At 39.8% G+C, this 25,426-nt stretch carries 13 protein-coding genes and 1 pseudogene; 4 read left to right on the top strand and 10 right to left on the bottom strand.

All coding sequences use genetic code 11. From position 1 onward, the window contains the following. Position 1 precedes the first annotated feature (1 nt). The 3 genes from QVP90_RS17310 to QVP90_RS17300 all read left to right on the top strand — a co-directional run bounded on the left by QVP90_RS17310 (position 2) and on the right by QVP90_RS17300 (position 2,375). Positions 2–523: a hypothetical protein gene (locus QVP90_RS17310; protein WP_021937119.1), complete on the top strand. Its 522-nt coding sequence runs from the start codon at positions 2–4 to the stop codon at positions 521–523. 107 nt (positions 524–630) lie between these two features. Continuing rightward, positions 631–1,179: a hypothetical protein gene (locus QVP90_RS17305; RefSeq protein WP_007478771.1), complete on the top strand. Its 549-nt coding sequence runs from the start codon at positions 631–633 to the stop codon at positions 1,177–1,179. Positions 1,180–1,340: 161 nt separating this feature from the next. After that, positions 1,341–2,375: a hypothetical protein gene (locus QVP90_RS17300; RefSeq protein ID WP_005926017.1), complete on the top strand. Its 1,035-nt coding sequence runs from the start codon at positions 1,341–1,343 to the stop codon at positions 2,373–2,375. Positions 2,376–2,459: 84 nt separating this feature from the next. Here QVP90_RS17300 and QVP90_RS17295 read toward each other — a convergent pair whose 3' ends face one another. The 10 genes and pseudogenes from QVP90_RS17295 to QVP90_RS17250 form a co-directional block, all read right to left on the bottom strand. Next, positions 2,460–3,617: an acyltransferase gene (locus QVP90_RS17295; protein WP_007478773.1), complete on the bottom strand. Its 1,158-nt coding sequence runs from the start codon at positions 3,615–3,617 to the stop codon at positions 2,460–2,462. Between the two features lie 112 nt (positions 3,618–3,729). Beyond that, positions 3,730–5,382 carry a fumarate hydratase gene (locus QVP90_RS17290; RefSeq protein WP_021937118.1) on the bottom strand — a complete coding sequence of 551 codons (1,653 nt, stop codon included), beginning with the start codon at positions 5,380–5,382 and terminating at the stop codon, positions 3,730–3,732. A gap of 198 nt (positions 5,383–5,580) precedes the next feature. Further along, entirely contained in the window at positions 5,581–6,003 is a 423-nt protein-coding gene (locus tag QVP90_RS17285; RefSeq protein ID WP_021937117.1) for a hypothetical protein, read from the bottom strand. Between the two features lie 483 nt (positions 6,004–6,486). Next, a complete protein-coding gene (gene galB, locus QVP90_RS17280; RefSeq protein ID WP_021937116.1) occupies positions 6,487–8,985 on the bottom strand; it encodes a beta-galactosidase GalB in 2,499 nt (832 codons plus the stop codon). A gap of 6 nt (positions 8,986–8,991) precedes the next feature. After that, positions 8,992–10,956, bottom strand: coding sequence for a family 20 glycosylhydrolase (locus QVP90_RS17275; protein WP_021937115.1), 1,965 nt, complete (start codon positions 10,954–10,956; stop codon positions 8,992–8,994). A gap of 43 nt (positions 10,957–10,999) precedes the next feature. Further along, positions 11,000–11,182 (bottom strand): annotated as a pseudogene (locus tag QVP90_RS17270) (hypothetical protein); the annotation flags it as partial. Between the two features lie 177 nt (positions 11,183–11,359). Then, positions 11,360–13,267: a RagB/SusD family nutrient uptake outer membrane protein gene (locus tag QVP90_RS17265; RefSeq protein WP_005926039.1), complete on the bottom strand. Its 1,908-nt coding sequence runs from the start codon at positions 13,265–13,267 to the stop codon at positions 11,360–11,362. A gap of 15 nt (positions 13,268–13,282) precedes the next feature. Continuing rightward, the gene (locus QVP90_RS17260) at positions 13,283–16,570 is read right to left on the bottom strand and encodes a SusC/RagA family TonB-linked outer membrane protein (RefSeq protein ID WP_005926043.1); all 3,288 of its coding nucleotides are present in this window, start codon (positions 16,568–16,570) and stop codon (positions 13,283–13,285) included. Positions 16,571–16,581: 11 nt separating this feature from the next. Continuing rightward, entirely contained in the window at positions 16,582–19,137 is a 2,556-nt protein-coding gene (locus tag QVP90_RS17255) for a LamG-like jellyroll fold domain-containing protein (RefSeq protein WP_021937113.1), read from the bottom strand. Positions 19,138–19,258: 121 nt separating this feature from the next. Then, positions 19,259–20,314, bottom strand: coding sequence for a T9SS type A sorting domain-containing protein (locus QVP90_RS17250; protein WP_264380761.1), 1,056 nt, complete (start codon positions 20,312–20,314; stop codon positions 19,259–19,261). A 1,043-nt stretch (positions 20,315–21,357) separates the two neighbouring features. Here QVP90_RS17250 and QVP90_RS17245 point away from each other — a divergent pair. After that, positions 21,358–25,359, top strand: coding sequence for a hybrid sensor histidine kinase/response regulator transcription factor (locus QVP90_RS17245; RefSeq protein WP_288204903.1), 4,002 nt, complete (start codon positions 21,358–21,360; stop codon positions 25,357–25,359). Positions 25,360–25,426 lie beyond the last annotated feature (67 nt).

Genomic DNA, 25,426 nt, shown 5'->3' with positions numbered 1-25,426 from the left:
TATGAGAACAATACTATCAACAGCCATAATTATATTGATTAGTTTAAGTTGCACTAATAGCACAAAAACAGAACCAATAGTTCAAACTCGCAATTCATCACTTTATGATACATTAAAACATGAAAATATTGTTTTTAGTACACCAATGATATTAGCAATCGACACCTTTAGACAATACATACAAAGTTTAGACAATATTCTCCCCATTGAAAAGAAAGTCCTCTGTTGTTATTTTTATTCAAAAGAAGGAAAAGAGTATGTAGCAATGCAAGCTGATTTATTTTACCCGAAAGAAAACATTAAAGGATACACCTATATTGGAGAATATGCCTTTGTATATTATGGCGAAGAAAATATTGGAAACAAATATATTGACAAAAGCAAATTATTATCTTATCACGATAGTTTGCCCGGATTTTATAGTTATGATGATCAGTCCGCAACCATTTATGATCCTTATGGGATAGTTTTTCAAATTCGAGATTCCATCAATTTTATTGTAATCAGAAAAGGAATGTTATAAATATCAATATCCCCAATAATAGACACGAATAATTAGCCATTCCTCCAAAATCATTTCTCCATAATTATCAAATAGAATGCATAAGAAAGAAGTATAGGATATAAGCAATGGAAACAAAAAAATCGCTAACCCCAATCTATGAATTAGAATTGTCAGATGGCATTTCTTTGAAAATTCATGTAAAGAAAGCAAAAAAAGGTATACTAAGTATTATTTTATTTTTTGCACTTTCAATCTTTTTTATTCCAATAATAGTCTGTATATATTTAGCTACAACCAGTGAAGGTATTCCTTTTGGTTTCATTATCACTTGTACAGTAGGTTTTCTTTCTTCAGGTTATTTATTGAAATTATATTTATGGAATAAATATGGGACAGAAGTCTTTATTATAAAAAAGAAAAATTTAGTACTATATTATGATTACAAACTATTCAAAGATAACTATAAAAAGATTCCTTTTGAGTCAATTCAAGTTTATTTTGAAGACAACGGTATATTGATGAATGCACCTCAGGGAGTTAATGTTCCTAAGGGGAATACGAATGTAAACAATGTGATTTGCTTTGATTTAGATGGTAAAGAAGTAAAATCTGAAGGTGAAATACCTCTTGAAGTAATTATAAAAATCAGCAAACATTTGCATCAAAATCGCTAATAAGTAGTTCATATATAGTATAATATCAGGAAAGTGCTTATAGAAAATGATATAGTTTTATCTCTCCTAAAGATAAACATGAAAGCATTAATTATTTCAGTAAAGATACTGGTTCCAAAGTTAATTTCAGATGTATCAAAACTAAAGAAAAGAAATATAGGATGAAAAGACTGATAAAAGCAATCGGGTTATTGTACGCATTATTAATCGTAACTGCATACCCTGTATATTCCCAGGCCGCCTACTTCAAAGAGCAATTAACACTTGCCAACATGCTTTCCGGCAAAGATTCTTTGAATCTTCAAAAAGCTGTTTATGCTGTCGAAAACGCTTATTACAACGATAACTTGAACGAAGAGGTTTTCAATCATCAGATAGAATGGTATGCTAATTTCTGCCGAGGAATTATGCAATCCGGCGACATCCGATACGAAGGACAGGGAGACGAACAAGCTGCCAAAGCACAATGTGCTGTTTTCGTATTCATGACGGATTCTATTCCTATGCAAATAGGAGATACAGTGGTAGCACATCTGCCTTTCGAATACAACTTCGATGATTATGCCGGACGTCAAAATTGGAGCAGCATGTTCGTATCGTATATGATGGAAACAAGAAAGGGAAATTGTCATTCCATGCCACTACTATACAAATTAATCATGGATAAGCTCGGTGAAAAGTGCTGGCTTTCATTGGCACCGAATCATATGTACATAAAAGCATGGAACAAACGTGCCGGATGGTACAATATAGAATTAACCTGTGCGGATTTTCCAACCGACGCTTGGCTGACAGCATCCGGATACATACACCTGGATGCAATAAGAAACGGCATATACATGGATACACTTTCCGTACAGCAATCAGTGGCACTATGCTTGACTGATCTGGCGCAAGGATACATGCATAAATATGGAACCGAAGACGGGCATTTCATTGTACAATGTTGTGACACTGCCTTGAAATATTATCCGGATTACATCAATGCGCTATTGCTAAAAGCACAAATCATTGCAGAGCAATATAAACGAAGCCCTTCGGTTACTTCCCAAAAACACATGAATGAATTATATGCCAAAATCCATCGTCTGGGATACCGGAAAATGCCGACCGATATGTATCTGAACTGGCTATATTCATTAAATGAATACAGTAACGAATACCGGATAAAGAAAATAATCAGCTATTCAAAGTAACGCTTAGCAGAGAAATACAAAAGGAGCGTATCAACAGTAATCCTTCTGACACACTCCTTAAAAAGAATTGAGAACATTTTTACTCTATCCCACAATATATTTTGCTTTCTTTCCGCAACAACGGTAGATCACCCAAACGATAAGCCATGATACGGCAAAAGCAATCACTGCCGCTACCGGAATCTGAACCGGGACGGGTACACCGAGGGCACGTACCAACTCTACGCTCGGCCCTGTCAGGAAGTAATGCACCATATAGACGCCAAAACCGCAAAGGGTAAGATTAGCCAAAGCTTTCTGTACTTTCTCCGAACGGATTTGTACTTTCTTCGCCAGCATAAACACGGGAATCGTCATCATCACCACGTTGATGGAGCAATAAGTGAAAAAGAGTTCATACATTTCGTCCGTATATTCCGGCAGTGAAGAAATATAACGGAAACCGAAGAAAGTAATCGCATAACCGACAACAAACATCGGAATACCGATAGCCAAAGTTTTACTCAAAGACCAATCTAATTTTCTCAAATAATGCCCCAACAGCAGATACCCATTGAAACCGGCAAAAGCATAGAACATGCCAAACGCATTCCAGGAACATGTGCCCCACAGATACGAAGCAACAAACTGGTGATAATAAGGCAATAATAAGGTGACTCCCCAAGCTGCAAGAAACCAGAGCTTGGCACGATCGGACGCTTTTTCTACCCAAGCCGAGAAGATCGGCAGATAAAGATAAAGCCCTATCAGCAAGTAGATGTACCACATGTGTACGGCTATCGGAGAAAAATTCAGAGGAATCTGCGATATATACTCCAAAGCCACAGAGAAGGACTGACGCATCACTTCTTCACCGGCATAAGGGAAAAAATTAAGTATAACCTGCGGTTCAAAGCCCAATACTCCCGTTATCCACGGAAAAAGATTGTAAAGCACGGACCAGATGAGGAACGGAAAAAATACACGTGGAATACGTTTCTTATAAAACACGGAGGCATCGCCGCGTACGGGCAAGAGTAAAGCTCCCGTAATCATTACAAACAGTGGAACGCAAGGACGCAGGACTGCTCCGTAAACCGCTCCCCAGAATTTTATTTCATCAATATTGGAGGCTGTGCCTGGATAGAAATTGAACGGATCGGTGCAATGGCAACAGACCACGGTAAACATGGCTATCAGTCGCACGACATCCAGCCAGACAATGTGATTTTTTTGTTGTAGCTCAATCGGTGCTTGTTTCATGATATGTATTAGTGTTTTTATTACAAAAAAGGGCATCTGTACTTAATAAGAAGATACAGATGCCCGGAATTATTTCAGTCGTTACAGGTCGTACAACGACGCAATATGAATATTATTTGCCATCACAACTACCACCTGCACAACGCGGCTTAATCTGTTTGAAGAAGTCATTGCCTTTGTCATCTACCAGGATAAATGCCGGGAAATCCTCCACTTCGATCTTCCAGATAGCTTCCATACCTAATTCGGGATACTCCACGCATTCGATGCTCTTAATGTTATTCTGAGCGAGGATAGCAGCCGGACCACCGATAGAACCGAGGTAGAAACCACCGTATTTCTTGCAAGCATCGGTCACCTGCTGGCTACGGTTACCTTTAGCAAGCATAATCATACTTCCACCGTGACTTTGGAACAGGTCTACATACGGGTCCATACGTCCGGCAGTAGTCGGGCCCATAGAACCGCAAGCCATACCGGCAGGAGTCTTTGCCGGACCGGCATAATAAATAGGATGGTCTTTGATATATTGAGGCAGATCTTCACCACGATCCAAACGTTCTTTCAATTTGGCATGAGCGATGTCACGTCCTACGATGATCGTACCGTTCAGCGACAAACGGGTAGCCACCGGGTACTTAGTCAACTCTTTCAGAATCTCCGGCATCGGACGGTTCAAATCGATCTTCACTACGTTGCCTTCACCGGCATTGCGAAGTTCTTCAGGAATCAAACTGCCCGGATTTTCATCGAGTTTCTCAATCCAGATACCATCCTTGTTGATTTTACATTTGATGTTACGGTCGGCAGAGCAAGAAACTCCCAAACCGACGGGACATGATGCACCGTGACGGGGCAGGCGGATGATACGTACGTCGTGTGCCAGATACTTACCGCCGAACTGTGCACCGAGGCCGATCTTATGAGCTTCCTCGAGTACCTGTTTTTCAAGTTCGATATCACGGAAAGCACGTCCGTACTCATTACCTGTAGTAGGCAATTCATCATAATAATGAGTAGAAGCCAATTTCACAGTCAGCAGGTTTTTCTCGGCAGAAGTACCACCGATTACGAATGCGATGTGATAAGGAGGACAGGCTGCCGTACCAAGGGTTTTCATCTTTTCGACTAAGAACGGAACCAGCGTAGCAGGGTTCAAGATAGCCTTTGTTTCCTGATACAGATAAGTTTTATTGGCAGATCCACCACCTTTTGTTACGCAAAGGAATTTGTATTCCATACCCTCCGTTGCTTCGATATCAATCTGGGCAGGCAGGTTACACTTGGTATTCACTTCATCGTACATATTCAAAGGAGCATTCTGCGAATAACGCAGATTCTCTTCCGTATAAGTTTTGTAAACGCCCAGCGAAAGGGCTTCTTCGTCGGAATATCCGGTCCATACCTGCTGTCCTTTTTCACCATGAATGATGGCCGTACCGGTGTCCTGGCAGAAAGGAAGTACACCTTTGGATGCCACTTCCGCATTGCGCAGAAAAGTAAGTGCCACATATTTGTCATTCTCGCTTGCTTCGGGATCACTCAGGATCTTCGCTACCTGTTCGTTATGCGAACGGCGAAGCATGAACGACACATCACGGAATGCAGCATTTGCCATAGCTGTCAGACCTTCTTTCGCCACTTTCAGAATCGGATTTCCTTCAAACTCGCTTACCGATACATAGTCTTTCGTAAGCAGATAATACTCAGTCTTATCTTCGCCATGCTCGAACATGGGCTGATACTTAAACGGAGGTGTTGCCATATTTTTACTTTTTATTACGTAATGTTAGTTAGTGTGGCAAAGGTAACAATAGTTTTTCGAAGTACAGAAAATGGAGGGCTAAAAAAGATAAACAGAAGATTATAGACATATTAGGACAAAAAAAGAGCGAAAAAAAGAAAAGGCTGAGCAATTACTGAAATCTTGCCAAAAACAGTCCGGTTGATTTTTATGAACAGTTTAAATATCAATATCATATAAATTAAATAATCGTTCCTTGATCTCATTCTTTTTCTGTTCTACATCTTGGCAACTATTCCGATTAACGATAAGATAAGAACTAACTTCCGGAAACTCATAGTCCTGAAAGATAGAATCACCAAACAAATGTTCAGCAACGTATTTATATAACCTAAAGCGTTGATTATTTGCTTTACTTTCAATTTTATCCGACTTCTTATCTATGGTCTGCGCACCATTGATAACAAACGAAGCAAATGGATGGTCAGACAGTATCAAAGGGACAACACTTGCACAAGTCAGAAAGATACGTAATGTTTGTGAATAGTTATATGCTTGAATAAGACGATTGTATTTGTTATCTAATTTACCATCACGTGCTGCATAGAACTTAATAGCAAATAAATCGCCAATAGCTTCCACCCGTATGATATACTTTAAACTTTGATATTTTACTGTTCTTTCCGTACGGAACTTATAAATATATGAAAAATCAAAAGCGTCACCATTGCTTGTCGGAGACGCTTTTTGGATAAAGTGAATATCGTATGGTTCTATACTGCTAACATCAGGGAACGAGTTTAACTCTTGTAGAGCGGCATGTTTTTACTACTGGTATACCATCCCCTACAACAGTTCTTAAAGGCACAGGCCTATACCCGGACAAAGATTCCCATCCGAGACGCTCTCCTTTACTCTTCTTCTGGCCTTTAGTTTGGACAGAATTTTCTTTTCTTACATTAAATTGGTTTCCCATGTTGATCTTTGTTGTAATAACATTGTGCAAATATAGTGATTTTATTAAACTTATTACAGAACAGCCATTACATTTTGTATATAATTCACGATTTATACATTTCATCATGCTAAAAGTATACCCTCATATTTTTCCTTTCAGCAACAACCTTATTCCGTTTCAACGGTCAGTAGCGCTTTCTTCAATCCTTTTCCGGTTGCTTCCAGAACGATCTTCCCGGCTTTATCCGAAGATTGCACAATGGCTGTCATCATGCCGTTAAACACGTGCATCTGTGGCAAATGAAACTGTTCCAAGCTGGCCGGATTACCATTAGCACCGGCACGATAACTCCCTTCTCCTTTCACCCTGAATTGAATCAAAGTCTGTGCGTCGGGACAAAGATTCCCATCTTTGTCAACCACTTTGACCGTCACAAACGCCAAATCTTTCCCATCTGCCCGAAGCCGGTTTCTATCGGCAACCAATTCAATGTGATGAGGCTTTCCGGCAGTATGCATTTCTGTTTCGGCAACCGCTTTCCCGGTTTTATCGTAGGCAACGACTTTCACCGTTCCCGGCTCATAGCGTGTATCCATCCACATCAAACGGTAACGTTGCTGACGTTTAAACTCGAATATAGAAGTAGAATCGGCACTGTTATGTACCGTAACGCTAAGGTCTTTCGTACGCCTTCCCTGACTCTTCCCATTAATGAAGAGTTCGGCTGACGGATAGTTGGTATACACGAACACCGGAGTGACCTCTCCTTCGCGTCCTTCCCAATTCCAATGGGGCAAAACATGCAAAGTCTCTTGCTCCTTGTTCCAATGGCTGCGATAGAGAAAATACCGGTCTTTAGGCAATCCTGCCAGATCGACTACACCAAACAGAGAAGAATGGCTGGGCCAATCGGTATAGTATGGAGTCGGTTCTCCCAAATAATCGAATCCGGTCCATACGAATTCGCCGATGCAATAAGGTAAATCCTCGTGCTGGATAAAATCATCTTCCGGCAAATTAGACCATGCACAAGATTCTACGTCATAGGAAGAAGACTGATGATCATCGTATTTCTTCATCCACTGACGAGTTACGGGAAATTTGTATACTCCACGGGAACTGACGGTAGAAGCTGTCTCACTTCCTAAAATGATCTGTTGCGGCAATTTATCGTAAGCAAGCTGATATTTGTGAGGGCGATAATTGAATCCGGGAATATCCAACGTAGCAGCCATATTATTCTTTATAACGGCATCCACGCCATCCATCCCCATTGTAACCGGACGCGTAGGGTCTTCCCGATGACAGATATCCCGCAGGAAACGGGTAATCTTTGCTCCCAATTCTCCGGCTCCCCACTGTTCGCTCACTTCATTCCCGATGCACCACATGACGATACTTGGATGATTGCGATACTGATGCAACAGGTTTACCAGATCCTTTTCCGCCCATTCGTCAAACACTTTATGATAACCGTTCATGCATTTTTCTTTTTTCCATTCATCAAACGATTCGGCCATAACCATCATTCCCATTTCATCACAAGCCTTTATCAGTTCCGGAGCCGGCATGTTATGTGAAGTACGAATGGCATTGCACCCCATATCCTTCAAAATACGAATCTGTCGGCGGATAGCCGCATCATTGACAGCAGCACCTAACGGGCCTAAATCATGATGCATACAAGCACCCTTGAAATAAGTCTTCTTTCCATTCAAGAAAAAACCTTTATCGGGGATGAACTCAAGCGAGCGGATACCAAAGGGGGTGGTATGCTCGTCAATCAACTCCTGCCCGTCATAGACTCTCGAAACAGCAGTATACAGGACAGGAGTTTCAGGCGACCATAATTCCGGTGAACGTACCACAAAACTCTGCTCGAACACATTCCCGTCGCCATAAGCCAGTACCTTGTCACCACTCGCAACCACTTTACCCCACTGATCTTTCAGTTCTGTCACAATCCGATAACCGCTTGCTTCGGGTTGTCCCGTTTCCAAAGCCGTATTCAAATGAACTTTAGCATATTCACTTTTCACAACCGGAGTAGTGAGGTAAGTCCCCCAAACCGGTATATGCACCGGCTTATTCACCCGTAAATGCACATTACGATACAAACCCGCTCCCGGATACCAACGGGAAGACTCGGTCTCATTCTCCAGCCGGACAGCTAACAGGTTACTCTCTCCCGGCTTCATATAAGGAGTGGCATCCAGATAGAAAGAGTTATACCCATAAGGCCAATAGCCAATCTCATGCCCGTTCAGGTAAACTTTAGCATGACTCATCGCTCCATCGAATATCAATGTAGCTTTATCGGAGGAAGTAAACGCAGGTGCTTCAAACCGGAGACGATACCACCCAACTCCGACAAAAGGCAATCCGCCCGTACGTCCGGCATGTTCCAATGCCGCCTTTTGCCCATCCTGCACAATGGCTACTTTTTGCTGATCATTATGAATGCTGAAAGGGCCGTAAATAGCCCAGTCGTGAGGTATTGTCACCGATTGCCAACGGGCATCGTCATACCCGGGTTTCATAAAGTCTGTCCCGTCTTCACGGGTAAATTTCCATCCTTTTTCAAACAGGTACTCCGTACGTACCTGCGCCTTCGTACACAAAGTACACAACACTAAAAATAACAGTACACTCAAATTCTTCATCATACAATTCTATTCCTTACAATAATTATAAACTTTCAGATTCTCAACGCGACTCTTAAAATCACCGGCTTTTTGCAACGGAAAAACAAGTGTGCGGAAATACGGCATGGAATCTTTTCCGCAGTTATAATAAAGTTTCCGGGTATTCAACCGGTCAATCAGCTTTCCATCCACTTTAAGTGTTGTCGAATGAGGCGTACCTTCTATCTGTACATTCACTTTCTCACCTTCACGCACTTTGTATCTAAAGGTATCCAAATAGCCGTCACGTGCAAACCCAACCAACCCTTTCACTGGGTCGGCCAGATAAAAGACAGCTTCCGGAGAACGGAAAAGTATGGTGCCCGGAGTCTCTTCCCTGCCGGCCAAATCAAAGTTCACCATATAATCATACCCGATTTCAGTTAAACCATTTTCACTTCCTGCCGGAACATCCGATTTCTGATAAACTAAAGTCCCCGGCTTCCCGGCTCTACCCAACCGATTCACTCCCGGTGCCTCACTTAATGCGGCACGAGCCTCATCAAACACAGCATAAGGCAACGTCGGATTCTTACCCGTCCACATCTTCACTGCCAATGTCTGTAAGGCAGGAAAAGCCCGGTAATGAATATCTTTCACCGTAATACCATTACCCACATGATCATTCCATAGAGCAAACATTCCTCCGAGAATGGACGGATGCTTTTCTTCAAATACACTTTTTCCGATAACGGCAGGAGTCCACTCATTATACAACTTTTCTTCTTCCAGATAATCGTGATAGTAGGATGCTCCCGGCACAATATATACCGACTGGTCATTCATACTAATCAATTGATATCCTTCCGAAATCATCTCTTGAGGATCGGCAAAACCGGGATTCCATAAATTCATAATTACATTTTCCGACTTCACGGGAGTAGTCCCCTTGGCATGGGTCAATGCTCCCCATACGCAAGCCTGTTTCCCATATCCTTCTACCAGATCGATATAGTGATCCGTAAACTCACGAAACTTCTCCACCAATTCCTGCGTTTCATTCGAGTATTCATCCGTACCGATGTGTACGCGCTTTCCGCAGAATACCGGTTCATCACCTTCCAGATACTCTTTAAAAAGAGCATCGATAAAGGGATATGTTTCGGGAGCAAACAAATCCAGATGATCCATACCATATTTTTTACTGCCTATCCTTGGGTTATACTGCGTGAAAGCCAACGAATGAGCCGGAACATCGATTTCCGGGATAATCTCCACCCCTAACTCCATCGCCTGTTTCTGCAAATCAATAAACTCCTTTTTAGTATAAAACCCATCATAGGCAGCCAATCCCGGATACGTTTCCGACTCCAGACGGAATGCCGAATAAGTCTTACTCCAATCATGCTCGAAATACTGCTTGAAACCATTGTCATTCAAATGAATCTGTAATGTATTCATCTTATAGTAGGACATGATCTTTACCAAATCCTGCAAATAAGATATCGGGATAAACTTCCGACCGCAATCGAGCATAAAGCCACGTAAGGAATAATCGGGATAGTCACGAATTTCTCCTTTGGGCAAACAACCGTTTTCATTTTGTTCAGCCATTTGCAACAAGGTACGGGTTCCCCAGTACACACCTTCTGTCTGGGAAGCCGACAAAAATATTTTATCGGATATTTTAATGGAATATCCCTCTCTGCCCAGATGCTTATCCGGCTTCAATGCCAATACGATATCACCGTTTTTTGCCTTGCCGGATACAACCTCCGGCTTCCGCTGAAACAACCTGAAACAATCATCGGCCATCAGTTCGGCTATACGGAGTAACTCCGGCTGCTTCGCGTCATACACAATTCTTGTTCCGCTGCCTAAGGTCATGCTTCCCTGGGCGGGCTTCCACTCTTTCAGTTCCGGAACCACAAATGGTTTTCCGGAAAAAGAAGCCATCAGCTTGGCGCTCATCACCAAACACAATAGCAACAGACTCCATTTTCTACAAATCATACTTTCCATTTTTTAAGGGGCTATCAAATACAAACGACTATAATTATTCGGTCAGAATACCGATCCCTCCTACGGTAACCAATTGTTTTCCATTGATTTCTGTCAGTGGCTCCAATTTCAAATAACGTGCAGATTGTTTCTGCCAACGTACAAACCGAGGCAAAGGATTGTGCATGATATTACTAAATTCTCCACTTACATCACATTTCGTCCATTGTTTGCCATCCCATGTTAGTAGTTGTTGTATAGTCAATCTTCTTATCATAACTTATATTCTCATAAAAGAAACGGTGGACAATATACGATTATTTTATCATTATTGCCCACCACCTCCAAGATTTATTTATAAAAACCTATCAAAAAAATCCACCTTATGGCTTCACTCTATCATCTCTATCTATCCTCATTTACTATATCCCGGATTCTGGTCATTAATAGAAATCATATCATTGGTGGTCAATTCCATTTGTGGAATAGGAATCAACTGATTACGTACCAGATAACTATTCCAATCCTCTTCTCCATCACTCGGATACCAATACTCTCTCCACGGAGCAGCATACCCATTTTCAAGGCCATAATGATAACAAGCAGAAGTTATATGGTGATTATTATTACGTTCAAGCAGTTTCTTGCGCCATTCAATACCTCTCCTTCTTGTGTCCGTAAACCCGTCAAACTCTGCTGCCAATTCGAAAAGACGTTCATGGAAAATATATTCCCTCACTGCCTCTTTCGACAAGCCGGCCGATAAATCTTTCGGATAAGTGGATGCCGGTTTCACCGAAGCACGTGCACGCGACAAAACCCTGTTTACCAAAGACACAGCAGTACCAGTATTCCCCAACTCATTCTCAACATCTGCCATCAGTAAAAGGAAATCAGCAAAACGATATACATATAGATTGTTATTAGCATAACGTCCGGAACAATCGTTAGTCATATACTTCCCAAAATAAGGCCAGTCATTGATGTTCCAATCAGACGGTCCTTTCGTCTTGCAATACGCTTCCTGTAACAAAGAATCCAGTTCTTCCACTTTCGGATTCGTCGGATCCTCATATCCGCCATTGATATAATCGATAGAATCTACCAATTCTCTGTGAGTTGTTACTACCGGCACCTTTATAGGAGGTCTTCCCGGCCTGACAATCGAATCTACCCAAACCGTATCATTAAAAGATTTCATCACATACGGATAAGCAGCCTGCCACTCGTCCGACGGCATTTTATTAACATACTTCACCCATTTAGAAATGAAAGTGACTTTCAAGCGTGGATCATCCTGATAAGTGCCATGCGCCCAGTCATAAAAAGATTTATTAGGTTGCGAACGTCCCCAAGTTTCCCCCTGAGAAGAGTTCTGAGGAGAAAATGTCCAATGTAGTGAATTGTATCCTACATTCTCTGTCGTATTTTTAGTAGCATCGATTACGAAGACAAATTCTTTAGAAAAGCTGAGACGTGTACCATTATATAAAGTATTAAAATCCGGTTCAAGGTCAAAATCACTTTTATCCAACACCAAGTCACCATATTCCTTCGCCTTCTTAAAATAAACAGTACTGGCCTGCATTTCCGGCCATGTTTGTTTCAGAATACCCGTAGCCCAATAGTCACCGTTTTCAGCAGCCCAGGCATTACATCCCATTACCCAATAAAGTTTTGCCAGATAAGCATATGCCGAGTATTTATTAGGAGCAGTAGGCTTATTACTTGCCAAAGAAGAAGTTTCATCCAAATCAACAGCAGCCTCTGTCCAATCCTTTATAATTTGGTCGATTGTCTGTTGCCGGGTAGCACGTGATATCGCCAAACTTTCCCGATCAGACGGTTCTAACCGTAAAGGTACTCCTCCATAAAAAGAATAAAGAACATAGTAACATACTCCCCGCATAAACTTAGCCTGGGCCACCATATTGGCTTTCGTACTCCAATCAGCACTTTCACTGTCTTCACATGCCTTTATAAAAATATTACAGTTCGCAATAGCCTGATAAAGCGCACCCCATACAAGATTATTAAATTCATTTTCAGTAGGAATAGCTCCTGCAGTATACTGGCAACGGTTATCGGAGGTATTATAAGAAGTCCAGCACAAGCCGGAAGCCTCGGTATTAATCTCAGGAAGCAATTGTGCAAAGGATCCTTGTACAGCCATCAGACCATAAATTCCGGTCAGAGCCATTTGTGCTGACTGTTCGTCACTGTATACCACTTTAGAATTTGTAGTATACTTCGGATCCTCGTCCAAACAAGACCCGAAAACAGCCAACATTAAAAACAGATAAATTATATTGATTCTTTTCATAATCAAACCAGAATATTAGAATGAAACATTAAGTCCAAAAATAAACGAACGGGTATGAGGCATAGAACTCGTATCGATACCCGGACGCGTTCCGTCAAAAGCGAAGCTGTTTACTTCAGGATCATAACCGGAGTAATTGGTTATTATAAACGCATTTTTCACTGATGCATAAATCCCAATGCTATTAAACCCAATCTTTGAAACCAGATTTTTCGGCAGATTGTATCCCAATGTAATGTCCGAACAACGCAGATAACTTCCATCCTCCACATATCTGTCCATTATGACCTTAGGAGTGACCGCACTTGGTGAAGGCATTTCATTTCCATGATATTCCCCTATCCACGGATTATCGTTTCTCCACATTTTTTCAAAAGAGCTTTTATAAATCATACTGGTGGAGTTAGACGGCAAGATAGAATAACGTGCATTCGTATTTAAAATATCATTCCCCTGTACACCGGTAAATGCCATAGAAAGTGATAAGTCTTTCCATCTGAAATCAGTCTGGAATCCATAAGTAAAGTCCGGATTCGGATCTCCCAGAATGACCCGATCTTTTTCATTAATAGCGCCGTCACCGTTCTGATCTACAAACTTCAAGTTACCGGCCTTTACCGTTCCTATAGATTTTGTCGCATCTATCTGTTTTATATAAGGATCATTCTCCTGAATAATTCCATCCGTCTGATAGCCATAAAACAAACCGGGAGCTTTTCCGGCAATAAATATATTCGCTTCACCGAAGTGATCACCCAAACTGTTTCCCATATAGGCCTTCCAATTTTGTCCGGTTCCCCATTCTTCCTCCGGTAATCCGAAATCCAGAATTTCAGGCCGATTGAAAGCTATATTACCGGAAAGCGACCAAGTAAAGTCCTTCGTACGAATAATATCTCCATGCAACGAAACCTCCAAACCGTTGTTACGCAAACTTCCCTGATTGATTGTCATTGATTTATAACCTGTTGAAGGTGGCAAGTCACGCTGTATCAGCAAATCTTTCGTCTTTTTGGAATATAAATCAACAGTACCTCCGATACGATCCTGAAAAAAGGAAAAGTCAACTCCGACATTATAAGAAACAGTTCGTTCCCATTTCAGTCCATCATTTTCCATTTTGTCTACTACAAGTCCTATCAATTTATCACCACTACCGGTTGCTCCTTGTGCCGGTTTTTCCGCCCCCTGCGGCGTATTTGTAAATTGCGTACCATAGCTTGAGAATGTGCTGTACGGGTCAATAGATTGAGAACCCGTTTCACCGTAACCGGCACGTAACTTTAATTGATTAATCCATGAATGGTCTTTTATGAACTCTTCCTGTTCCAGACGCCATGCAACTGTTGCGGCAGGGAAGTATGCCCATTGGTTACCTTTTTTAAACTTACTGGAACCATCACCACGAATAGATGCCGTCAGTAAATAGCGCCCTTGCAAAAAGCTCAAATTGGCACGTGCCAGAAAAGACAACAGTTGATAATCCCGTTGAGCCGGTTGTTTATATTCCACATTGCCGGCCATATGCATGCCATTTGAACGGAAACTATAATTATTAAAATCATTTCCGACAGTCAGTGTATTTAGCGAACGGTAGGTATCATACGTAATACCGGCCGTAGCATTAATATCTACAATGCCCTTTACCTCGTGATTAAACTGGAACACGTTCTCTACCGAATAGTTGCTACGGTTAAAATCCGACTGAGTAATATAACCGTTCTGTGCAGAACCGGTATAAAGCGTAATGTTGAACCAACGATCACGGTCTTGAATAGAGATATTACCACCGGCACGTAGGTTATAAGATAAAAACTTGAATATTTTCCAATTCAAATCCAATGATCCACGGAACGTTTTCTCAATAGTAGTGTCGTCATAGTCTTCCACCCATGTCCAAACCGTGGCCCGGTCGGCAAGATTCGGAGTCGTCAGTTCCATTTCTTCCTGTGATTTAACATAAGGCGCACTCGACAGAGCCACATTCGAGATAGAACCTGTAGCACCACCAGTCGTATTACCACCGGACATCATATCATTCTGTTTGATAGACCCATTCACAGAAATTGCCATTGTGATATTCTTGGCAAGCGTAGAATTCAAATTCAAGCGAAAGTCACCTTGTTTCAGGCCAGTGCCTTCCACTAATCCTTCAATATCCTTATAAGAAGCCGAAGCAAAATAAGTTGTTTTCTCAGAACCACCATTTAGTGTAACTGAATAATTCTGTGAGAAAGCAGTACTATATATCTCTTTCTGCCAATCTATCGGATTCAACAGCGTCCACTTCTCTTTCAACTTAGAGTTTTCACCATTTTTCCTGTACACACCGCCATCTTGTAAAAAGAACTGGAAAGCATCGTTCCATTCATTTTCGCCTGTTTCCTTATTTATCTTCCATAAGTTCCAATCCCCGTTGTCATCCTTTTTATAACCTCCACCATATACCAAACGATATTGAGCATATTCCTCAAGACTCATCAAATCCAGCAAATTGGCAGCATTAGCAACCGTAAAGTTAGCCGATACTCCCACAGTCGTCTTTCCCGACTTACCTTTCTTGGTAGTAATCAAGATAACCCCGTTCGCACCACGAGAACCATAAATTGCAGTAGCCGAAGCGTCTTTCAACACTTCGATACTTTCAATATCGGCCGGATTCAAAGAGCTCAATGCATTGGTTGCAATGGTAAAAGTACCGTCATTACCGGAATTTGCAAATTCCCCAGTAGAAGCTTGGGGAATATTATCGATAACATACAAAGGCTGGTTATCTCCACGTAATGAATTGGCACCACGAATCGTTACCGACGAAGCAGCACCCGGAGCATCGATAGAAGCTCCGATCGAAAGCCCGGCAATCTTACCTTGCAACATGTTATCGATAGAAGCTATTTTACCAACTTCCTTTTCATCGGGACGATAGGAAGAAACGGCACCCGTCAAGTCACTTTTCTTCATAGTACCATAGCCTACCACTACCACCTCATCCAACATCTCACTGTCATCTTTCAGAACAACGTCAATAGTGCGTTGCTTACCCACGGTTATTTCCTGCGTAGACATACCGATGAAACTATAAACCAGTACCGATTTTTCGGATGGAACAGATATGCTGTAGTTACCATCCACATCAGTGATAGTGCCATTTGTAGAACCTTTCAGTAGTACATTGGCTCCCGGCATTCCAAAGCCGTCTTCTGCTTTCACTGTTCCTTTCACCATTATCTGTGAAAAAGCCAAAGCAGGAAGAAATAACAAACAAAACAACGCTAAGATGCGTCCCTGTGTTTTTCTTTCCATAATATTAAGATTTAATTAATATGTATTTTTTGTGTGTAATTTCCATTATGGGTACGTACTTGTATCAAATAAGTCCCCTTTGTCAAAGATAACGGAATTACATTTGTAACGGCATTCAGACACTCTTGCATTACAACCTTACCATCTATTGTACAAATCTCACAGAAAGCATTTCCTGCATCCTCTTCTACGGAAAGAGTTAAAGTTATCTGATTACCGGATGGACTGAGATAAAATGAAAATGTTTCAGTTTGACCTTTCTTTTCCATATTCTGTATTCCTACCGGTCCCAAATCCACATTCGTAATCAATGTATCCACATTGGATGCAAGTACATCATTTTGTGCACGTATCAAACTCTTATAATCACTGACAGGTTGATCATTCCCCATATCAAAGTACATTGTTCCACGACAATCTTTTTCTATAATAAACTCTTGCTTACGTTTCGTTTGATTCACCCCATTATAATACTTGACAATACCATCACAATCCCATGAATTCAAAGCCGGATCAAAATTACTATCATTCATTCCGTATTTTTCAAACAGATCTTTATAGCCTTCCTCGCCATTATTAACGAGCAATACTCCATAAGACATCAAAATCTTATCTTTAGGAAATCCGTAATTTATAAACCAATTGTAGGCTTCCGGATAATACTCCCAATAATAAGTCTCTTTATTAGGTCCATAGAGTTGGAAGGTAAAGAAATCAACATCATTTATCATTGCTTTATCAAATCCACCATAAGACACTTTATGCAATGAACAAGAAAATGTTTTTGTATCTCTATGACCTGCCATGACTTCGTCAATCAGACGTTTTACGACGTGGTTATAGATAGTCCAATCAGACGAACTGTACATCCATTCCAAATCAACATCCAAACCATCACAATATGTCAATAGCTTTTTTGCATCATTAATCATATTATCCAGATATTCCTCTTTATTCAAAACACCCCATTTCCATTTTTCTCCATCCGGATAAATAATACCCATACGAATTTTCATACCACGATGTCCGGCATAATAATTACGGATAAATTCGATCATACCAATATAGCTCTGAGAATCCTTACCTATATTTTCAGGGTCATCCCCTTTCCAATAGGCATTTAAGAAAATATTATTCCAACTTCCGATATTCCATTGATAACCGTTTTCAGCATCATTCTTCGCCGATCCGGAACGGTCACTTCCCCAAACCATAACCTCATCCAGTTTTCCATCCAGATTATCTCCTAACGTTATTGTGCTATTTGCAAATACCGGTACCACTTTTATTGTCATATCTTTACCACTAAGTTCTACGGTTTTACTGGAAATCTTATCATGTATTACATAATCAACACTTATAAAAATCGGGTTGAATCTACGACCTGTTATTTCTCCTTCGGATGGTTTAAAACAAACACTCAAATAATGCCATTTTCCAACTTCCACTTGATTCTTCAGAGTAGCTATAGTTCCGCAAAAATCAACAACAATCTCTTTATTAGTCTCTTGTCCCAATTTAATAATCATACAATTATCTTCGTCCTGATAATTAGAAAATATTCCAGCACCTTCTACCCATTTATCAATATAAATCCAACCCGAGACAGTGGCAACGTTAGGAGTACCACAACCAAATCGTTCAGTTGGATCAAAAGGTGCACGACCATCTTCTGCTACCATCTTAGACCCTATTCCATGAAAATCCATCACTCCCTTATGTCCCTCAAATTCGTCCAAATAAGATACATTTACAGGAACGGCAGAGTTATCCGGGTATTCTGGAAACAAAGATCCGTCTTGCTGTACTTTAGCAGAAAGCAGAATCAAATCATTGGTCATTAGAAACATATCCCGATTAATATTACCCCGGTCTGTAAAACGCATCAGATTCGTATATCCGGTCACGATACGATAGCGCATCACAGCATTATCTTCAACAACCACGCGCTGTAAATTATTAATAATTCCATGATGAGCAAATTGGTAATCAACTAAATTCTCACATTGTTCCTGATCGCATTTCCAATAAGAGACCAATGTATCATAATTAGGATTAAACTTATTCAACGTATTGTTCCAAAAAAAGTCTTTCTGTTCCAATGCTTTCTTCCAAACACGTATTTCATCTATTTGCCCTTTAAAGTTCTTACCAATATAACAAGTATGCACTGCATCCGGTAAAATTGCCGGTAATGTGCCTGTTGTCTCTTTCAGTTCATTATTTACATATAACTTTACTGTACCATTATCGTATACCATGGTCAATTGCGACCAGGTATTCAGTGCAATTTCCGGAGTACAAGTAACAGAAGAAGTCCCGGCTTTTACAATCAGCGACCGGTTTTCTCCCAATTCCATAATCAGATTACTTTGATTATAAAGCTGAGCACCTTTTACCCATTCTACTGGTTTAATCCATATTTGCACGGTAGCTTCCGCCAGTCCGTTCAACTCATTTATAATGGTTGACGTTTGAACAAAACCAGTGCCATCATTATTTATCGCATAATTGGTTGTTTGCGAAAAAGAGTTTAAAAAGAAGCATCCCAAAATGCATGCTAACATAACTTTTTTTAAAACCATACTAATCAATTTAGATCATTAAATACATGATTAACAAAAAAAGAAACGAATCTTGACCCCTGCTATGAAGTTGTAAAGATTCGCTTCTTAAATTTCTCAAAAATTACAACACTATTTTTCTACAACTTTCTCCGATCTTAACAATATAAACTCCCTTTTGAGCTACAGGAATTGTTGTTACACTTGAAATAGGAGATTTGAAGGAAACCAATTTTCCTGAAACTGAATAAACCTGAATAGGAGATTTTGCATCTACCACCGTAATTTCACCGTTAGATGCCCAAACAACAGCGTTCTGGTCAGCTATCTTATAACTTATTCCGGTTGGAGAATCATTCCACTCCACATCTTCTATTTTCCCCGGAACATACTTATTATCAATTGTTTCTATTTTCTCCAGTTTTATATCACTAAATAATACAATCGCATTTTCAATACCACTACCTAACCACATCTTTATTACCAAAGGCAACTCTTTATAGTTAGGATCTGTATTATCTGCAATAGTTATATCCATGGTAGCAGTACTCCAATAGTCATTAAAGTCAGCATAGAAAGGTAGTTCCAATTCGCGATAAGTCCCGTTAGCCAAATCAGTACCATTATCTATTCCATCATAAGCAGAAGTAGCCAAAGTCAATTTCATTGCATTATTCCCTGAATTTGCAATAACCCGATATCCCATAGAAACACGGTAATTTGCTGCCAAAGGAATATCTGTATTTGAAAGCCAGAACATAGTAGCATTAGGCATTGCCTTGCTATTCTTTACAGCTCTGGGGTCAGACATGGTAGAAGCACTACCTTGATAGCAGAACAAATTGCCTAACTCACCACCATCTACAATCTGACATGCTTTATAAAACTCTTCAAACACAGCTTTATCTGCATCAGTTACATTAGCATACAAATCACTTCCCGGTCCTGTCACATCACCACCCACAGCGCATGCCAACCCGATAGAACCATCTAAGGCGTCTCCTAAACGGAAAGGAGCTTTACAGTTCCAGTTCGTAGAAGCCATTTCTTTAATGAATAATCCTGCTGCGCTACCCTGCTGTTGCTTACTAAATGTCCATGCAGCAGGAGCATAATTCTGAGCTGTTGCACCTAACAAAAAAAGACAAACAGTTGAAACCAAAAGTAAACTTCTTTTCATAATAATAAAATTAAAGTTAATAAATAAAACATTGATGTAACATCAATCAAATTATCATATTATATAATAATTCGATTTTTATTGGTGCAAACATAGATGATTAAATACAAATTAATGTTCAAAAACGGCTGTTTGTTATTCCAAAAATGTACCAAACAACGCATGTATAGGAGTTTTGAACGATTTTTGAAAATATATGATTGATTTTGAAAATAGCCCGGTTTAACAACTCATGATATCAAGACAAATGAATATATACACATATAAAGTAAAGGATATATAGTATCCATTACATATATTTGCAATTATTTATGTAGTATGCTTTCTGTTCGTCTCTTTTGTCTTCAAATGCGTGTTAGAATAATAGGACATCAACGCAAAATCACATAAAATATTCGTTTTTTGAAGCATTATTATATTTAACTTGAATTCGATATAAGATTAAAATTATCTTTCTTAGAAATAAAATTTTGCACAATCTTTCTTTTATATTGATTCGTGATATCCTACTATGTTCATCTACTCCAAGCATCACTTTTGTAACAACAAATCCGTTTCTACCGACTTTAGCGGTCTCTTCTCTGGTAATCCTAAACACCTAGTACTTGAAACAACTTCAAACATAATAAACAATTTTAAACACCGGAGACAATAAAGCACACCGTCTATTTATACTTATTTAAATCACAATTAAAATTACAGAAACTTGGTAATAGAGAATGATTACAATAAAATAAATCGCTATAACAATACCACCATAACATACTCATATTCAATAATTAAACAAGTAAATTTATTACTATTGCAAAAGTATACACTTAAGCTTGTGTTAATAACGTTTCTTTATACAATAACAGTATATACTTTTGCATGATAAAAGTATATATTATTGTATTCATTAATTTTATAGTTAAAGAAATAGATTAACAATGTTAATAACTACCCCCCGTTATCTTTGCTTCAAAAAGACATTATTTTCCCATACCCTTTGTTTATCTGTCACATTTGTTTTAATTTTGTCTACACTAATCAAAAAAACGATTATGAAAAACTATGGAAACGTACTAACCAGTTTATGCCGGTTTGTCGGATGTGTTCTATTGATGCAATGCTCCGTTTCTTCCTTACACGCTTTTCCTGATTATTATTTCAAACAACTATCCCTACAAGAAGGGCTATCACAGACAACGGTCAACTGCGTACTCAAGGATTACAAAGGAATCATCTGGATTGGTACTCAAATGGGATTGAATCGTTTTGATCAGTATGAACTTAAAAATTACTTTTATGATTCATATTCTCCTAATTCATTACCAGACAATGATATCTGCTTTCTAAAAGAAGACTCCCTGCTCAATCTATGGATAGGTACTCAGGAAGGATTGGCAATTTACAACCGGGGAGAAGATAATTTCACTTTGATCTATCATAACAATGCCCCTGTACAAGCAAAGGCCGCTTGTCTGCTGACGGACGGAATATTATTTGCAGGAACAGGACTGTGGATATACAGCTATGCCGATCGCCAATTGCACAGTCTCCCCATTATTAATAAAGGCAAAGCAATTAATGACTATTTTAAATATATCAAACCTTGGAAAAAAAATACGTATGTGGTAGGCACCCAATGGAAAGGTGTTTATCTCTACCACACAGACAGCCACCAATTAACCCCTTTCACCTCTTGCAAAAAACAACATATAAGTTCTTATTTTATTGACAAACAAAAAAACTTATGGTTATCACCTTATGGTGAAGGTATGATATGTTATGATGTAAACGGCCAAGAAATCGCTCGCTATTCCACACAAAATTCCGATTTGTGCAATGACATTATACTTGACATGCTCATTTACAAAGACGAACTGTGGATAGCTACCGACGGAGGTGGCATTGCGCGTTTAAATCTCGCAGACCGTACCTTTCGCACCATCGAACAGCAAAGCGGAAACAACAACTCACTGCCCAGCAATTCAATAAAAAGCCTGTATGTGGATCATTCACAAAACCTATGGGCCGGTACCATCCGAAACGGACTGTTGAATATTCGCGAAGTATACATGCACACCTTTCAAGATGTACCTTTAAACAACCTTTATGGTCTGAGTAATAAAATAACCTTATGCTTGTATGAGGAAGACGGTTTTATGTATATCGGGACAGATGGCGGAGGTATCAACCGGCTAAACCAAACTGAAAATATATTTAAGCATTACCCCTCATGCAGCAAAGAGAAAGTAGTATCGATAGCAGGATATAATTCAGAAGAACTGATCGCCTCCTTTTATGGGAAAGGACTCTATTTCTTCAACAAAAGAACAGGCCTCTGCCGTCCGTGCAACTTTATAAGCCCGAATCTCAGAGAGCAAATCAATTCCATGGGAATAGCTATCAACATATATCAATTTTCTCCCGGAAAATATTACATACTGGCAGAACAAGTATATATTTATGACCTGAAAACAGCCCGGCTTACCCCTGTACAGATGACACAAATACGCAAAGATACAGACACTCCAATCAGTAATCTTAAAGTTATTGCCTCAAACGACTCCATCACCTACCTTTATGGAGTTAAAAATATTTTTTGTCTGAACAACCGCACCCAAACACTGTCACCGATCTATTATTCCGATTTCAATATCACTATCAACTGTGTCTGCTGCGATTCGCAAGGAGATTTCTGGATAGCAACCAATCGCGGGTTACTAAGATACAACCGTCACAATAAATCTGCTGAAAAAATCGAGACGTCTCTGTTCAGTGAAGCCAGAACAACCGTTTATGATCCTACAGACCGAATTTGGATCGGTGCCCGAAACATGCTGTTCGCTTATTCCATATCGGATAAACGATTTACCATCTTCGACGAAAACGACGGGGCTTTAGCCAATGAATATATGTATACCAACGTTCCCATATCACAATCGGGAGACATTTACCAATGCGGAGTAAACGGCTTATTGCGTATTTGCAAAAATTACCCGTTTAAAGACGGCAATATTCCCACCATAAAATTAATGGATATAGAACTGAATGGAGCAACCATCACCAATCAAGTCTCAGCAACAGGCAAATTGACCATTCCCTATCATTACACCTCACTTATCATCAAACTGATAAGAAATGAAGAGGAGGTATTTCGACGGAGAATATACCGGTTTCACATTTCCGGTTTGGCACGCGATATCGAATCGTATGCTCCTTCTTTGGCTCTCTATTCACTATCTCCCGGTCATTATGAAGTATCCGTTTCGTGCAGTAACAGAGATGGTAGCTGGACAGAAATGACACCTATATTAAATCTGGAAATCCCCACTCCATGGTGGCAAAGTCCTTATCTGAAACTGGTACTGATTATTCTCTTTATCATTATCTGCATAGGTTATGTGACTTATTACAACCGGAAAAAAGAGCGTAAACTGCAATGGGAGCTGAAAGAACACAAGCAAAATATGAATGAAGAGAAAATACGTTTCCTCATCAATATGAGCCATGAGTTGAGAACACCCCTTATGCTTATATATGCACCGCTCAAACGTCTGCTTAATAAAGAGGCAATAACCGACAATAAACTAAAAGAACAACTGGAAAGTATCTGCCGACAAGTCAGACGTATGAAAAATCTGATTGAAATGGTACTTGATGTACGTCGCATAGAAATGGGGCAGAAAGTATTACATCTTTCCACTTGTACGTTCAACAATTGGTTGGAAGAAATCGCCGGGAGTTTCACAAATGAATATGCCAACAAGAATGTACGTCTCCTATATAATTTTGACAACCGTATTAAAGAATGGACATTTGATACCAGCAAATGTGAAATGATAGTATCCAATCTATTAGCAAATGCATTAAAATTCACTCCGGAAGGAAATTCCGTGACATTAACAACGCAAAAAGAAAAGGGAAACATACGTATTTCCGTCATCGATGAAGGTATCGGACTGGACGAAGAAGACATAAAACAGCTTTTTGTACGTTTCTATCAGGGAAAAGACTCAAAAGAAGGAAGCGGCATCGGGCTATCCTATGTGAAAGTACTGGTGGAACTGCAAGGAGGAAAGATCGAAGCCTATAATAATGAGAAAACAGGGGCCACTTTCTGCTTCGAATTGCCCGAAAGAGAAGATAAAAAAAATCCTTCTGAACAGTCCGTCAATATATCACTCAACGATGTGCTCCGTTTTTCCGACAGAGAAAGACAAGAACAAAAACCATCCCAAGAGGAAGAGAATTTCGACACACGCAACTATTCAATACTAATAGTAGAAGATAATATTGAACTGTCCAACTTTCTCAAAGAGGCCTTGAAGGAGCACTTCCAAAAAGTATATACAGCCAACAACGGAGAAGATGCATTCAACATTGCCACACAAAAATTACCCGATATCATTGTCAGCGATATCATGATGCAACAAGGCGATGGTCTGGAACTATGTCAACAAATAAAAAGGCAAGAAAAAACCTGTTTCATTCCCGTGGTGCTACTCACTGCGCGAACGGACATGGAAAGTACAGCATCCGGCTATAAATCGGGAGCTGATATCTATCTTACCAAACCTTTTGAAGTAGATGAATTAATAGTTATAGTACGCAATTTATTGAAAAATCGTAAGATATTACAAAAACACTATCGTAACTATGTGAGTAGTATATCCTCCTATCCAAATATAGAAGAAGAACCGAGTAATGCGGACGAAAGATTTCTCTTCAAACTAAATAATATTATCATAGAGAATCTAAGCAACAACCAATTGGATGTAGATTTTATAGCAGACAAAATGGGCATGTCGCGAACCACGCTCTACAACAGAGTAAAAGCAGTAAATTATGTGGGTATCAACGACTGCATCAATAATTTCCGTATAGAAAAAGCCCTTCAAATGCTACGTGAAACAGATTGCAATATGCTCGAAATATCAGAAGCGGTAGGGTTTAGCAGCCAACGTTATTTTAGCACATTCTTCAAAAAAATGGTAGGTTGTACCCCATCTAAATACAGAGAAGAGAATCAGAAACAGGAGTTAGAAGCAGGAAGTTAAAAGTTAGGAGTCGGAAGTTAGGAGTTGGGAGTTAGAATAAGAGGCACTATAAAATATTTTGTGTAAA

The sequence above is a fragment of the Bacteroides sp. CAG:189 genome (assembly GCF_000432295.1).
GTDB classification, from domain to species: domain Bacteria; phylum Bacteroidota; class Bacteroidia; order Bacteroidales; family Bacteroidaceae; genus Bacteroides; species Bacteroides salyersiae.
This window is presented reverse-complemented; position numbering and strand designations above follow the sequence as displayed.